The organism is uncultured Hymenobacter sp., assembly GCF_964242765.1.
In the GTDB taxonomy this organism is placed as follows: Bacteria; Bacteroidota; Bacteroidia; order Cytophagales; family Hymenobacteraceae; genus Hymenobacter.
Window position 1 is genome coordinate 1 of record NZ_CAXTBM010000037.1, and the last position, 13,562, is coordinate 13,562.

The 13,562-nt window shown below is 53.9% G+C and carries 11 protein-coding genes and 1 tRNA gene; 2 read left to right on the forward strand and 10 right to left on the reverse strand.

What is annotated here, in order from left to right; all coding sequences use genetic code 11:
* Window positions 1–61: 61 nt before the first annotated feature.
* The 6 genes from ACFE7X_RS15510 to ACFE7X_RS15535 form a co-directional block, all read right to left on the reverse strand.
* Window positions 62–1,762: an FAD-dependent oxidoreductase gene (locus ACFE7X_RS15510; RefSeq protein WP_375436593.1), complete on the reverse strand. Its 1,701-nt coding sequence runs from the start codon at window positions 1,760–1,762 to the stop codon at window positions 62–64.
* Window positions 1,763–1,827: 65 nt separating this feature from the next.
* The gene (locus tag ACFE7X_RS15515; protein WP_375436594.1) at window positions 1,828–3,417 is read right to left on the reverse strand and encodes a polyamine aminopropyltransferase; all 1,590 of its coding nucleotides are present in this window, start codon (window positions 3,415–3,417) and stop codon (window positions 1,828–1,830) included.
* Window positions 3,410–3,625, reverse strand: a complete 216-nt coding sequence (locus ACFE7X_RS15520; RefSeq protein ID WP_375436595.1) for a DUF350 domain-containing protein — start codon at window positions 3,623–3,625, stop codon at window positions 3,410–3,412. Before ACFE7X_RS15520 ends, ACFE7X_RS15515 begins: the two co-directional genes overlap by 8 nt.
* An 81-nt stretch (window positions 3,626–3,706) precedes the next feature.
* Window positions 3,707–3,898 carry a hypothetical protein gene (locus tag ACFE7X_RS15525; RefSeq protein ID WP_375436596.1) on the reverse strand — a complete coding sequence of 64 codons (192 nt, stop codon included), beginning with the start codon at window positions 3,896–3,898 and terminating at the stop codon, window positions 3,707–3,709.
* Between the two features lie 19 nt (window positions 3,899–3,917).
* A complete protein-coding gene (locus ACFE7X_RS15530; protein ID WP_375436597.1) occupies window positions 3,918–5,252 on the reverse strand; it encodes a DUF4178 domain-containing protein in 1,335 nt (444 codons plus the stop codon).
* Entirely contained in the window at window positions 5,249–5,602 is a 354-nt protein-coding gene (locus ACFE7X_RS15535; RefSeq protein ID WP_375436598.1) for an S-adenosylmethionine decarboxylase family protein, read from the reverse strand. Before ACFE7X_RS15535 ends, ACFE7X_RS15530 begins: the two co-directional genes overlap by 4 nt.
* A gap of 285 nt (window positions 5,603–5,887) precedes the next feature.
* On the opposite strand from ACFE7X_RS15535, the gene ACFE7X_RS15540 reads away from it, so the two are divergent.
* Together ACFE7X_RS15540 and ACFE7X_RS15545 are read left to right on the forward strand one after the other, a co-directional pair.
* Window positions 5,888–7,843 carry a S9 family peptidase gene (locus ACFE7X_RS15540; RefSeq protein ID WP_375436599.1) on the forward strand — a complete coding sequence of 652 codons (1,956 nt, stop codon included), beginning with the start codon at window positions 5,888–5,890 and terminating at the stop codon, window positions 7,841–7,843.
* 164 nt (window positions 7,844–8,007) lie between these two features.
* Window positions 8,008–9,501, forward strand: coding sequence for a M28 family peptidase (locus tag ACFE7X_RS15545; RefSeq protein WP_375436600.1), 1,494 nt, complete (start codon window positions 8,008–8,010; stop codon window positions 9,499–9,501).
* Between the two features lie 189 nt (window positions 9,502–9,690).
* On the opposite strand, the gene ACFE7X_RS15550 is transcribed toward ACFE7X_RS15545, so the two are convergent.
* The 4 genes from ACFE7X_RS15550 to ACFE7X_RS15565 all read right to left on the reverse strand — a co-directional run bounded on the left by ACFE7X_RS15550 (window position 9,691) and on the right by ACFE7X_RS15565 (window position 13,554).
* Window positions 9,691–10,554: a S24 family peptidase gene (locus tag ACFE7X_RS15550; protein ID WP_375436601.1), complete on the reverse strand. Its 864-nt coding sequence runs from the start codon at window positions 10,552–10,554 to the stop codon at window positions 9,691–9,693.
* 627 nt (window positions 10,555–11,181) lie between these two features.
* A complete protein-coding gene (locus ACFE7X_RS15555; RefSeq protein WP_375436602.1) occupies window positions 11,182–11,502 on the reverse strand; it encodes a hypothetical protein in 321 nt (106 codons plus the stop codon).
* Window positions 11,503–12,337: 835 nt separating this feature from the next.
* A complete protein-coding gene (locus ACFE7X_RS15560; RefSeq protein WP_375436603.1) occupies window positions 12,338–13,060 on the reverse strand; it encodes a M48 family metallopeptidase in 723 nt (240 codons plus the stop codon).
* Between the two features lie 412 nt (window positions 13,061–13,472).
* A tRNA-Leu gene (locus tag ACFE7X_RS15565) sits at window positions 13,473–13,554 on the reverse strand.
* Window positions 13,555–13,562: the final 8 nt, after the last annotated feature.

Below are 13,562 nucleotides of genomic sequence, written 5' to 3' on the forward strand. Positions count from 1 at the left end.
GGGCAGAGCGAATCCAGGGCTGGGTGGGGCGGGGGAGAGACACGGATGGAGAAGCTAATTACTAGGATGCCGCCAGCATTTCGTGCGCTGCCCGTACGCCTTGATAAAATCCTTCCTCGAAGATAGAAATACCGCTCAGGTCGGTGTGGGCGAAGAACAACTTATTGCGCCAGGGGTGGGCGGCCGCCACTCGGTCAGGGCCCCAGAGGTAGCCGGGTGTAGGTGCTACCATGCCATGGCCCCACACCCACACATCGGCCCGCCGAACATGAGGCGTAACGCCGGGGTGCATGATTTCCAGCTCCGCAAGCAGGCGTTTTACCCATTCATCGTAGCTGGTTTGGTAGGCGCTGCGGCGGGCAGCTTCGGGCGGCTCGTCGCACAGTGGCCAGTACATGGTAATGACCTTGGCCCCGTCGGAGTTGAGGCTTAAATTTTGGTGGTTGGCATTCACATAGCCCACCGCCGTGCTACCGTAGCGCACATTGTCCCAACACAGCGGCTGACCGGGGCCCTGCGGCAGGCCGTCCACCGTGAGGTTTGCTACCACCCACGGCGCATGATAGGGCGTTAAGGTAGACTTAGGGGCATCGGTCAGGCCTGCTAGGAGCCGCTGCGTAACAAACTGCGGCGTAGCCAATAGCACCTGCTGCGCCTCCACGCGCACCGATTGTTGGGTAGCTACGTCATACGCCAGCACGTCTAGCCCCGTAGTAGTTTCGCGCAATTGATAAGCTACCATGCCCGTGCTGATGGGGGCGGAAGCCTGCTGGCGCAGCTGTTCGATCAAGAAGTTATTGCCTTCGGGCCAGGTTAGCACATCGGAGGCGCTGGCGTTGTGGGCGCGGCCTTTGCGAGCGGCAAAGTAGTGCAGTCCCGCCCACGCCGACACCGCCGCGGCGGGCGCGCCGTAGTCGTCGCGGCAGCCGTAGTCGAGGTACCAAAGCAAGTAGGGAGAGGTGTAACCGTGCTGTGTGAGGTAATCGGAGAAGGAAATGGTATCGAGCTGGCGGTAGGTTGAGTCGGCGGAGGAATGATCCAAGGGAATGGCAAACGCCTCTTTGTCGTCCTGGCCGCGGGCTTGCTTTAGCTCTTCAATTAGTTTGAAAAATCGCGCAATTTCGGCGCGGTCGGCGGCTGGTACACCGGCATCGGGCACCAAACCCTGCTGCCAATGCCCGTGGATGCTGAGGCGCTCCTCGGGGTCGTGGCAGAGATAGTACTCGTTGTAAATAGGCAAGCCCGTATCCGCAGCATACCCGGTTATCACCTCTGACTCTCGCAAAAAGGCCAGCAGCTTGCTGTTGCGGGAATCAGGAACAGGCAGGTAATGGGCGCCCCACGGATACGCGGAAACCTGGTTTTGCCCGGAGGATGCATTTCCGCCCACTCGCTCGTCTAGTTCAAGTAGCAGTGTATTAGTTTGGCCTTGTTGGTGCAGCTCACGCCGGGCGGCTAACCCGGCCACGCCTCCGCCAATAATGAGCACTTCGGTGCGCACGGTGCGGGTGGGAGCCGGCAGCTTTCCTGGTTGTCGCAGCAAATGGCCGGTAACATGATTAGCACCATGCAGAGCCCCCTGGATGTGGGCCCGCACCGTGCCCGGCGCGCATGATTCGAGCAAGCTGGTTGGGGCAAGCAGCACCCCGGCCAAGCCCAAGCCGGCTCGTTGCAGAAACGTGCGCCGTGGCAGGTCAACTCCTGGCCCTTTCCCCGAAAAAGGAGAGGTGCTAACGGCTAGTTTTTTAGCTCTAAAGGCCATACTGTCTTGATTGGTATATAACGCCCACTGCGGGCTAAGACACCTTTTAGTATAAACTGCAAAGATTAATGCGAGTAGGGCCCCCAGTCTTCCTCGAAATACCGCACCAGCGCCTGGTTATTTAATTGGTTAATTTCCGTCGGTACTTCGGCCATGTCGGGCGGGAAGTAGAGCATTTGGCGCAGGGTGGCAGGCGTGAGGAAGCGCAGGCCGGTTGGCAGCGGGCTGGCATCGGGGCGCCAATGAGCGTTGCGGCCTGCCAGTACGTAGCCCCACTCCCCAAACGAAGGCACGTAGCAGTGGTAAGGAATAGTCTGGAAGCCAGCCGCCGCCAAGGTGTGCGCCACGCACCAAAACGACTGCCGCGCCACATAAGGCGAAGTGCTCTGCACTACCACTCGGCCACCGGGCGCTAGCCGGCGCTCCAGTTCCCGATAGAAAGCAGTGCTGTACAGCTTCCCAATCGAGTAATTGCCGGGGTCGGGAAAGTCCACCACTATGCCGTCGTAGTGGGCTGTGTCTTGCCGAATCCACTGATAGGCGTCGCCGTTGATAACTTCCACTTTGGGATCAAGCAAAGCGCGCTGGTTGAGCTGCACCAAGATTTCGTTGCGCTGGAATAGTTGCGTCATGCCCGGGTCGAGGTCGACGAGGCGGATTTGCTGGAGGCGCGGATACTTTAGTAGTTCCCGCACCGCGAGGCCGTCGCCGCCACCTAGCACCAGAATGCGACGGGCTTTGGGCAAACCTTGGAGCAAAGGATGCACCAGCGCCTCGTGGTAACGGTATTCATCTTGGGAGCTGAACTGTAGGTTGCCGTTGAGAAATAGACGCAGCTCCCGGTTGTTTTTGGTAAGCACTAGCCGCTGATACGAAGTACTCTTGCTATAAATCACCTGGTCCTGAAAAGCCAGAGTTTCGGTATAGCTCTGGATACGCTCGGAATACACGAAAGTGGCACCCAAGGCCAGCAGCGCTACCAGCAGCCCGCCCGCAAAACTCCGGCGGTACGGCCGCGTTTCGCGAAAACGAAACAACGCTACGCCGGCTACTACCACGTTCAGCGCGCCAAACAGCAACGAGGTACGCATCAAGCCCAACTGCGGCACCAACACCAGCGGAAAAATCAACGAGGCTAATAGCGCCCCGATATAATCAAAGGTAAAAACCCGCGAAACTAGGTCCTTGAACTCGTAGCGGTTCTCCAAAATCCGCATCAGCAGCGGAATTTCCAGACCCACCAAAATTCCCGTAAAGCCGACCAGGGCGTACAGAATCAGGCGAAAAGACGTGACGTACTCGAAGAGCACAAACAGCAGCGGCGCCGAAAAGCCGCCCACCAGCCCCACCAATATCTCCAACCGAATAAACCACTTCAGCAACGGCCCGCCCAAGTAGCGCGACAACCACGACCCAATGCCCATCGAAAACAGATAGGCCCCGATGATGGTGGAAAACTGCGTAACCGAGTCGCCGAGTAGATACGAGGCCAGCGTGCCCGCAATCAACTCATAAATCAGGCCGCACGTAGCAATAACGAACACCGAGCCCAACAGCAGCGCCGCCTGGCTTTCCACAGCGCCCAACCGGCCCGACGCGCCCAACGCTACTGCCGCTGTTTTGCGGCCGGTGCGGCGTACCGGCTCCTTAACCATGAATGGCCGCGCTGATTATCAGAGCCACGGCAATCATGAAAGCCGCGCTTACCAATGCAAAAGCGTTGTTGTGCTCTTCCATAATTTCCTTGCGCAACGTGCCCGGCGTAAACTTCTCAAACAGAACAAAGCTGATAACTAAAATAACGATGCCTAAAACCGAATAGATAACGGAAGCGGCAATAAGCTTGAAGTTGAGGTATTCCATGAGGTAGAGTTGTGAGGTGGTGAAGTAGCCAGCTGCCAGTTACCAGTTGCCGGTTGGTTCTGCCAACTGGCAACTGGTAACTCACTTGTGGTAGAAGCGGGCGTGGCCGCCAGAGCCACCGCGGCTACTGCTGCTATTCAAGTTTTCAGTGTTTTCGTTGTCGTCGCCGAGCAGGCGAGTGCCCCGCAGGCCGGCCCAAACGAACGTGCCGTAAGCCAGGGCAGCCGCTAGAGCGTAGTAGCGTATGCTTTTTAAGTCGCGCAGGAGTTTCATAATGAATCTGAAAAGAAGATTATTCTGCTGCTTCTTGCGGACCATAGTCGCTATTGAGCCAGCGGGTTTGTTCGTGGGTGTATCGGCGGTATAGCTGAATGCCGGGGTAAATAGCTAGCAGCAGCAGAAACAGGATAGCATTGGAATGCAGCGGTGTGTTCTGCGTTACGGTGAGGTCGATGGGCAAATCGAGGCCGGCCTCGGTGGCGGGGTAAATGTTGAGGTGGTAGCGGCCCGACGGGATGCCGGCCAACGTAGCATCGTCGCTCTGGCTGCCTTCGCTCCAGCTTTCGCCACCCTCGACTCCAGAGTAAAACTCCAGGTTCTTCGTGAATTCGTAGCTCTGCCCAGTTTTCTCGTTTACCAGCGAAACCGGGATTTCCAGCCACTGATTGCTGAGCGAGGAGCGTAAGTCAAACTCGAGGGCCGCCGGTCCCTGCACCTCAAAGGAAGGTGTTACGATAACATTGTTGCTGCCCGCAACGGCGGCCGCCGCTGCGTTGGTATCGGTAAGGGCTTGGCTGCTAAACTGCTGGCTGAGCAACTGCTGTTGCGGTTTTACAAACAAGAACAGCGCCTGCGTCACGACGATGACCAAGGCCATAACCAATGAAAACTGACTCAGGGCAGGCCAGCTCGCTTCGCCCGGTGCTGGCTGAATAGCGCCCACGCCTTCGCGCCAAGGCATACGTTGGGGTTCCAAATTGAAGGCCGCTTGTATGGTATCCGGCTCCAGATAAGTAGCCTTGTACCACTCTGATTTTTTGGTTCGGGGGTTTCGCTCCTGTACCAGCATGTAGGGCGGCGCAATAAATTCAGAAATATTCAGCTTTTCGTCGTCCAGAATATTCCAGTCGAACTCGCCCATGGCGTACAGCACTTGCTGCTGGTATCTGTTGTAAAGAGCGTAATTGGTGTCGTTGGTGAAAACGTACGCACGCCGCGACGTGGGCAGGCCTACTTGGTAGCTGCCCTGGACAGGTTCTACGAACATCCAATGGCCTTCAAATACGGCCAGTTGCACGTAAGCTCCGGTGGCTTGGTCCAGCAACATGTATTCTATCCATTGAGCAGGATATCGTACTTCGCGCTTCAGTATAAAGCCAACCACGAGGTAGGACTCCCCAAGCAATGTGCCGACGGTACCTAGCAGCAGAGTCGGGTTTTCAACGAGGACCTGCTTGAACCCGTTAATTATTCGCGGTGGCCCTTCGTTTTCGTACTCGAAGAAAGTGCGGCATGTTGGGCACACGAAAAACGTACTGTTTTTAGTGTCAAAGTAGCCGATAGAGGCGTTGCATTTCGGGCATTCGAGTTGCGCCGGGGCCACGCTAGAGGGTAGACTTGCACTCATCGGCTCACCTCGGTTTTGGTTAACTCGATGCCTTCGAAAAAGCGCAGAGTTTCGGCGTATAGCTGCCGTACGGTTGCCGAATTATCGCGCTGGAAATTCGACAAGAACACGTCGAAGGTGGCCAGGCCGTATTCCGGCCACGTGTGCACACTCAGGTGCGACTCTGTGAGGCCGACCACCGCCGTAAAACTGCCGTTGGGAAACGTGTGGTACACTTCGCCCACTTTGGTGAGCTGCAACGCCCGGATCTGGTCGTTGAAAAACGACTGGCAGGCGGCAGCATCAATTAGACGATGTACCGGCGCCGTGAAGGTAGCCAGCACGTGTAAACCAGGAGTATAAGAAGACATAGAATAAACAACAGCAACATAGACAGCCGCCGCCAGTAAGCTGGACGGATAATGGAAAGCAATAGTACGCAGAGTGTTGCTAATGCCAAAACCGACAGTGCTAGTGCGTGCAAGACTCACGCCCTCTGGCAAGACCAACTTGCTGCAGAAGCTTTTACGCCCCTTCAATTGCTTCTTCAACTTTCAAGATGAACACCTATATTGGACTAATAAGGTCTTTTCTTAAACTCTAGCCAGCTCAGCAGTCGAATACGGTTGTGCGAAGGCGAAACTCAACTTGTTGCTATGAAAAAACACTTACTCTCCATAGGTCTGCTGGCGGCCTTGTCGGCCCCGGTGTGGGCGCAAGACAACCGCAAAGAAATTGGCAACCTAGTGGTGGATGGCATTCCGGCCTTGCCCGCTGACCTGCTGGAGCGCGTCGATCAATATCAGAACGTGCGGGGCGCGAGCTTCGCCGATTGGGACCGGGATGGCAAAGGGCTGTTTATTTCGACGCGCTTCGCGGAGGTGCCCCAGATTCACCACGTGGCCGCGCCCGGCGCCGACCGGCGACAGATTACGTTCTTTAAAGAACCGCTTGGGTCGGTGGGAGTAGCACCCGACAAAAAGCAGAACGGCTTCCTCTACAGCCGCGACCTTGGTGGCAACGAAAACTACCAGATCTACTTCTTCGACCTCGGAAACGGCCAGTCGCGGCTGCTGACGGATGGCAAGAGCCGCAACAACTTGCAAGGTTGGAACGAGGCTGGAACTCAGTTGGCTTTCACCAGCAACCAGCGCAACGGCACCGACCTCGACCTTTACAGCCTAGATTTCAAGTCCAATGCCAAGCCCGCTATGCTAGCCGAGCTAAAAGGCGGCGGTTGGCGCGTGGCCGATTGGTCGGACGATGGCAAGCAGATGATTCTGGCCAACTACAAATCCATCAACGAAAGTGAGCTGTACCGGTTTGATGTAGCTTCGCGGAAGATGGAGCGCCTGCACCCGACGCCGGCGCCAGTAGCCTACGCGGGGGTGGAGTTTACCAACGATGGCAAGGGCCTTTTTCTGACTTCTGATGAGGGCACCGAGTTTCAAACCCTGCGCTATTATGACTTAGCAACTGGCAAACAAATCCCGCTTACGGCGGCCATCAATTGGGATGTAGAAGGCATGGACCTCAGCAAAGATGGCAGCAAGCTGGTTTTTTCAACCAACGAAGGCGGCTACTTCAAGCTCTACGTGCTCGACACTAAAACCCGGCAGTACCAACCCGTACCCAACATCCCGAAAGGCGTCATCGGCAACTTCAAGCTCAACGACGACAACCAGCGGCTAGCCGTAAGCTTCGGTACTCCCACTTCTAGTTCCGACGTGTACGTGGTAAATCTGACCACGCAAGCCCTCACGCGCTGGACTACCAGCGAAGTGGGCGGGCTGAACCCGGCCAGCTTTGTGGAGCCAGAACTGATTCAATATCCCACCTTCGACCAGGTGGACGGCAAACCCCGTATGATTCCGGCTCTCGTATATCGGCCCCGCAATGCAAACGGTAAAACGCCCGTGCTGCTCAGCATTCATGGCGGACCGGAAGGTCAGTCGTTGCCTAATTTCAGCCCTTTGATCAACTTGTTGGTAAAGGAGTTAGGCGTTGCGGTGGTAGTGCCCAACGTGCGTGGCTCCAGTGGTTACGGCAAAACCTACCTCAAGCTCGACAACGGCCCCAAGCGCGAGGAATCAGTGCGCGACATCGGCGCGCTGCTCGACTGGATAGCCAAGCAGCCCGACCTCGACGCCACCCGAGTCGGTGTGTACGGCGGTTCGTATGGCGGCTACATGTGCTTGGCTACCATGACCAACTATAATGCCCGCATGCGCTGCGGCGTCGATTTGTTCGGTATCAGCAACTTCACCACGTTCCTCAAAAACACCAGCTCCTACCGCGCCGACCTACGCCGGGTGGAGTACGGCGACGAGCGGGACCCAGCCATGCAAACCGTATTCGAGCAGATTTCACCCATCAACAAAATCAAGAACATCACCAAGCCCATGCTGGTCTACCAAGGCAAAAACGACCCGCGCGTGCCCCTCACCGAATCCGAACAAATGGTGGACGGCCTGAAGAAGCAGGGCACCAAAGTCTGGTACATCATGGCCAAAGACGAAGGCCACAGCCTCGCCAAGAAAGCCAACCGGGATTACACCTACGGCGCCATGATGCTGTTCCTGCGGGACAACCTGGTGAATTTGGTGAAGTAATAAATTAGTATCAAAAGCAAGAAGACTAGTTCCCCTCTCAGCTGAGGAGAATTAGTCTTCTTGCTTTTAACAACCTAATGTATCTAGCCTCATAGTACTGCTTTGCCTTAACTAGAAGTGCGCCGATACGTAGGGCAAAGGCTAAAGCATCTTATTTCGCCTGCATGACAAAACCTCTTTTCTCACACTTGGCAGCTTCCAGTTGCCTGAGTACCCTTTTACTAGTTGGTAGCGTAGCTTCGGCGCAACGCAACCCGTTTACTGGTGACAAGCGCACTACGATCAATGAAGCCGACCTCAAGCGCGACTTGTTTGCCATTGGAGGCGACCATTTCCGCGGCCGCGAAGGCGGAACGCTCGATGAACTCCGAGCATCTATGTGGATAGCCGAGCAACTGCGTGCCAGCGGCCTGCAACCCGCTGGCGACGATGGCACTTACTTCCAGTTCTTTCATATCCAGCGGACTCGTCTTACTAAAGGCAGCACCCTGCGCATTGGCACTCACCAACTCACCCACGGCCAGGACGCCATGATTCTGGCGCCGGGCATTGCTTCCATAAATGCCCCGCTGGTATATGTGGGCACGGGTACTGCCACCGAAATGGCGGGCGTTGATGTCAAGGGCAAAGCAGTAGCTATACTCTTCTCGGGCACCGGGCCGGCTGAGCTAAGCTACCGACGCTTCCTGACCGGCACCATGCGCGACCGGTCGGCAGAACTGGTAAAAGCAGGCGCCGTAGCGGTTGTTTTTGTGTCAGATGCGCGGGCCCAAGACTACTACGAGCGGTGGACCACCGGCTACGAGCGGGGCCGTTATGACTTGCCCGGCGGCCCCAACGTAGCAGTTGTAGCGCAGGCGCCCACCATTTGGCTACCCGCCGATGCGCTATCGTGGGTGCGCCAGCCTGGCCAGCAACTCACCGCTACGCTTAACGTGGAAAGTTTCAGCTATCCGTCCGTCAACATCGTGGCCAAAGTGCCCGGCACCGATTCCAAGCTGAAAGCAGAGAATGTGCTGTTCAGCACCCACCAAGACCACGACGGCGTACGCAAAGCCGTGGCCGGCGACTCCATCTGGAACGGCGCCGACGACAACGCCACTGGCTGCGCCGCCTTGCTAGCTATAGGCCGGGCTTTCGTGCAGAAACCAGGGCGCCGCTCGGCGCTTTTTGTGTATCACGGGGCCGAAGAGCGAGGATTGCTAGGGTCGCGCTACTACGCGGCTAACCCCACTGTGCCCAAGGAGTCGATAGTGGCTGTGCTGAACGCCGAGATGATAGGCCGCAACGCTCCCGACAGCGCGGCGCTGCTCGGCTCGCAACCGCCTCACCGCAATTCCAAGGACCTTGTAGCTACCGCCTTGGCGGCCAACCAAGCCAGCCCGAAGTTCAAACTTGATACGCTCTGGGACAAGCCCACCCATCCCGAAGGCTGGTACTTCCGCTCCGACCACCTGTCTTACGCCCGCCTGAATATTCCTTCTATCTGCTACACCACGCTGCTACACAAGGATTATCACACGCCCAAAGACGAGCCAGAAGGCATCAACATCAACAAGCTTGCCGGCGTCACCCGCTGGATTTACCTGACCGGCTGGGCCGTAGCCAATCAGAACGAGCGGCCACCAGTGGACCCAGGCTTCAAGCTGGAGCGGTAAAGAATAACTGTCCTACGGAAGGTCTTTCCTGTAGTAGGAGGCAAGCACTGAATGAAGGCAAGAGCTTGCAATAAGTTTTGCCCTTCATTCGCTACTTACACATAATGCAAAACAAGCTGCGCGAAGCTAAAACGCTATAATGGGCGTTTGGCTTCGCGCAGCTTGTTTTCAGGTAGGTGCAGTTTTCTCTTACTTTTTTGTGACAGTCTGCGTTTCTCGAATCATGCGTAGCATCTCCATGGTCATCAACTGAAGGTGCTCGGTGTTGTTGGTCATAAACCCAACCATTTCAATCAAACGGTCCTGCACTTCGCGGTTGTTGGCCGGAATTTGGGAAGTAAGAATCCCGCGCACCAGCCAGATTTCCCGGATGTCTTCGGCTCTTACCCTGTGCACCTGGTAGTGTGAGTTGTCGGAGTAAAGCTCTACAATGTCGTCAGCGTGCAAGATGGGGGCGTTGATGCGCTTCACCATAATCATGTTTTCCATTACCACCACATAAGGGTAGCCAGGGGCCAAGTTGGTCCACTTGTCTACATAGCTGCACAGCACCATGTCCTTGTGGCGAATAATGGGCATCATGCTGTCGCTTTCTACTTCGAAAGCTCGCCCGCCTTGAATAGGAAAGCCAGGAATGGTAAACTTCACTAGGTCTTCGACGAAAGAAGGATCACTGAACTGACGGCTATAGCCAGCTTGTGCCGGAATCGGAACCAGCGACATGTTTTCCTTGCCTTTGGTATCGGTAGTGACCACCAGTGTACGGCCGTTATCGGTGCGCAAGGGCAAGTTTTTGGTTACCTCAATACCTACTTCAACATCTGTTGTAGGAGCACTCATATACATATTGCCCTGACCCCGAATAAGCCACTCAGCACTCAATTCGGGGTAGCGAGTGAGTATGTCCAATAAGGTTTCATAACTAGGTTTGTTGCGTTGACGCAAAATGGAGTACAGCTTCTCGGGTCTATCATAGCTAAGCTCTTTAGCTAATTGATTCACAGTAATACCTTTATCGGCTATAAAAGCAGCAAACCGTTCGTGCAATTCCATTTTGGTGTGGTTATGTTGTAAGACTTTGTGGTATGATGCTGGGTTTTGGTCTATTCACTTGCTTTGTATTCAATATTTATTGGCAATAATAAAGGATATAGTTGTAATTGCAACAGTAATAATTGAGCTTATGTGTTGCGTCCCATCAGTTGTAAGATTGATGTCAATACCATTTGTAAGCATAGAATTAATGGGCTAGGTGCTCAGCAGGGCTTCCTACCTGTAGTCACAAAGCGTCAGGAGAGATAGGTTTTAAGGGCTGAGCTTGCGGAGCGGGAGGTGCTAGTCTTCTATTGCCATCTTCAGGCTCCACTGCCACCGACGATATGGCGGCAGCTACTGAGCCAGCTAAAATGAGGTAGCTGCCTATCGTTACAACAAGAGCTGGCAAGGGCACTTGCGTGGTGGTAAGCACAAGACCCAAGGCGCCCAAAGTTGAGCCTATAGCGCGGAGTTTGCGGAAAAATTGGGGAGTAGGCAGTCTTAACCGGTCCCATAAGGTCAGATTTTGGTGCTGATTCATGACAATGCGGATGAAAATGGATAGAAAAAGGCGTGGCAGAGCGGGAGCAAGGCCCCACTCATGTGCTCATGCTCAGTCAACTTTATTTCAAGATCTGCTGAATATTATTCTTCGTTCAGCCTGGTATTAGCTCGCCACAGAATCTGCTCTACTCGCTCGCTACGAACTTCTTGGCGCCGTGTGGAGTCCATCAACTGGTTCTGCCGCTCCACCGATACCGATAACAACTTGTCCAAGGCTTCCACTCGCTCGTGTAGCCGTAGCACTGAATTCGCACTTTCGCGGCGGCCTACAGTTACCTCCCGCGCCATTTCCGTCCGATGTTCTTGGAATTTGATTTCGAAAGCCTGTTTGTGCTTTACCTCCCGTGCCAACGCGGCCATCTGATACCCGTCCAACTTCTCCAGCAAAGCAGCAATCTGCATTTCTGGAGTTCGCCGATGTTCTTTAAGAGTTTCAACATCACGCCAACTTTTGATGAAGTAGAGCACGCCTGCGGAACCTGCCGTTAACACCGACACTAGTATTCCCCAGTAACTCATAAAGTCCTGCATGACGCTCAGTATCTAAATACCGACTGCACCCTAGAAGTCAAACAGCGCAAGCCAATCCGCGCAGATACCTTATCACGCAGCGCTTGGTGGCCAGCGTGAAGGCCATACGCACATCTAGCTTGTGCATGAAATTCGAGTTTGCTGACAATAGATAGTGTCGCAGATCTACCGTCAGCATAAGTAGTTTCAATTTCATCGGTAAGCTTGTTCATAGAAGATAGGAGTAAGGGTTACAGACATTGTTGATGCAAATGTTGTATTATGTTGTATATTATACAAATAAATAAGAAGAAATGTTTTCTCGAATGACAACTTGAACTTGAAACGTTTGAAACCTTATTTATAAGTAGCTTTTAATCAAACAAATGCAGATGCTTTATTTTCAGGAAATATTGTATAAACCGTGCGAGATAGTAGATATTGATGTGTTCCGCCCTCACATGAGTTGGTAGGTAATACACAGTACAAGCTAAATCTGAGTTGTATACACGCAGAACAGCTTTGAGTAGAGCAGAAGAAGTGAGAGTTCTAAAAGCATCACCAGCTATGAATACATGGCCTTCTCGTTTAGCTCTTATTGCATCTCAAGAGAATTGGCTCTGGCTCGAACAAATATTTATTAGCTGGTCTATGCTAGCTCTTGATCAGCTAGCTCTTTGATCAGGTTCAGAGCTCCAATCATTTCAAAAGGAGCTTGAATGAGCTACTAGCACGCATCTAGTTCTATCGGCGTATCCAGCAAGGTCTTTTTCAACTGCTCTCGGTGCATGCGCCACTCCGGCATAAAATGATCCATTAGTCCCCAGAATCGAGCATTATGCAGTCGCTCATGCAGATGCACTAGTTCGTGCACTACCACGTATTCCAAGCAGGGAGTAGGCCTCTTAATTAGCTCTAGGTTCAACCAAATTCGCTTCGCGCGAATGTTGCAAGTGCCCCAGCGGGTTTTCATTTGCTTGATGCCCCACTCGTTCACTCGCACGTCTACTGTCCTTTGCCATTGTGCCACCATACCCGGTAGTTGAGCCTTCATCTGCCGTCGATACCATGTTAGCAACACTTTCTCACGCTGTTGTTGGGTACTGCCTTCCCGCACATACAAATCCAGAATTTGCGATTCTCGACACTCCACGTACGGCGTTCTATCAACTATGTGAAGCTGCAACTGGTACCCTACGCCCTGATAGTAATGCGTTTCGCCCGAAACATACTGCAACTCTGTCGGGGGCGTCCGCGACTTGAACTTCTCTTGATGTTTCGAAATCCACGCCCGACGGGCAATTACAAAATCCTGAATAGCTTGGTCGGATGTGCGCGTTGGTACGGCCACTCGGATGCGCCCGTCGGAGGCATATACGGTTAGGCGTAGGCTGCGAATGTTCTTGCGTACTAGTTCTACTTGAAAATCACCAATTTGTATTGCTGGCATAATGAGTGGTAGCAAGAACACAGTTTTCGGTGTTGCTAAAACTTTCTTTGAGATGAATATTCTTCATTTTACAACCAGTGCGTTAAACTAAACATCAGTTCACAAGCGTCTGCACAACCCTGTGCGAAGCTACCTGACGAGCTGTTGGCTTCCAATGGACTGTGAATGTTGCGCCGGCTTGTTACGCTTTTGACGATGCTCCGCAACGAAAGGCTCTGCTTCTTGCAGGCAACCTTATTTGCCAATAACACTTATTGCTACTAAGTGCTAGCACAGTAAGTAGTTGGCCAGCGCTTGAGCTTGTTCAACTCTAAGTAGCCTACTATGAGTGGCTATAAATATAAAAGCGGCCCCTCCAAGAGCTTGGAAAGGCCGCTTTTACGGCTAATTCGGCGCTATTAGTGCCTTTGGGTACCCAGAGCCGGAGTCGAACCGGCACACCTTGCGGTATTGGTGTTTGAGACCAACGCGTCTACCGGTTCCGCCATCTGGGCTTCACGCA

Bases quoted from the DNA above. Each gene is read 5' to 3' on its own strand.
- ACFE7X_RS15510 (WP_375436593.1), bottom strand. From the start codon at position 1,762: ATGGCCTTTAGAGCTAAAAAACTAGCCGTTAGCACCTCTCCTTTTTCG.
- ACFE7X_RS15515 (WP_375436594.1), bottom strand. From the start codon at position 3,417: ATGGTTAAGGAGCCGGTACGCCGCACCGGCCGCAAAACAGCGGCAGTA.
- ACFE7X_RS15520 (WP_375436595.1), bottom strand. From the start codon at position 3,625: ATGGAATACCTCAACTTCAAGCTTATTGCCGCTTCCGTTATCTATTCG.
- ACFE7X_RS15525 (WP_375436596.1), bottom strand. From the start codon at position 3,898: ATGAAACTCCTGCGCGACTTAAAAAGCATACGCTACTACGCTCTAGCG.
- ACFE7X_RS15530 (WP_375436597.1), bottom strand. From the start codon at position 5,252: ATGAGTGCAAGTCTACCCTCTAGCGTGGCCCCGGCGCAACTCGAATGC.
- ACFE7X_RS15535 (WP_375436598.1), bottom strand. From the start codon at position 5,602: ATGTCTTCTTATACTCCTGGTTTACACGTGCTGGCTACCTTCACGGCG.
- ACFE7X_RS15540 (WP_375436599.1), top strand. From the start codon at position 5,888: ATGAAAAAACACTTACTCTCCATAGGTCTGCTGGCGGCCTTGTCGGCC.
- ACFE7X_RS15545 (WP_375436600.1), top strand. From the start codon at position 8,008: ATGACAAAACCTCTTTTCTCACACTTGGCAGCTTCCAGTTGCCTGAGT.
- ACFE7X_RS15550 (WP_375436601.1), bottom strand. From the start codon at position 10,554: ATGGAATTGCACGAACGGTTTGCTGCTTTTATAGCCGATAAAGGTATT.
- ACFE7X_RS15555 (WP_375436602.1), bottom strand. From the start codon at position 11,502: ATGCAGATTGCTGCTTTGCTGGAGAAGTTGGACGGGTATCAGATGGCC.
- ACFE7X_RS15560 (WP_375436603.1), bottom strand. From the start codon at position 13,060: ATGCCAGCAATACAAATTGGTGATTTTCAAGTAGAACTAGTACGCAAG.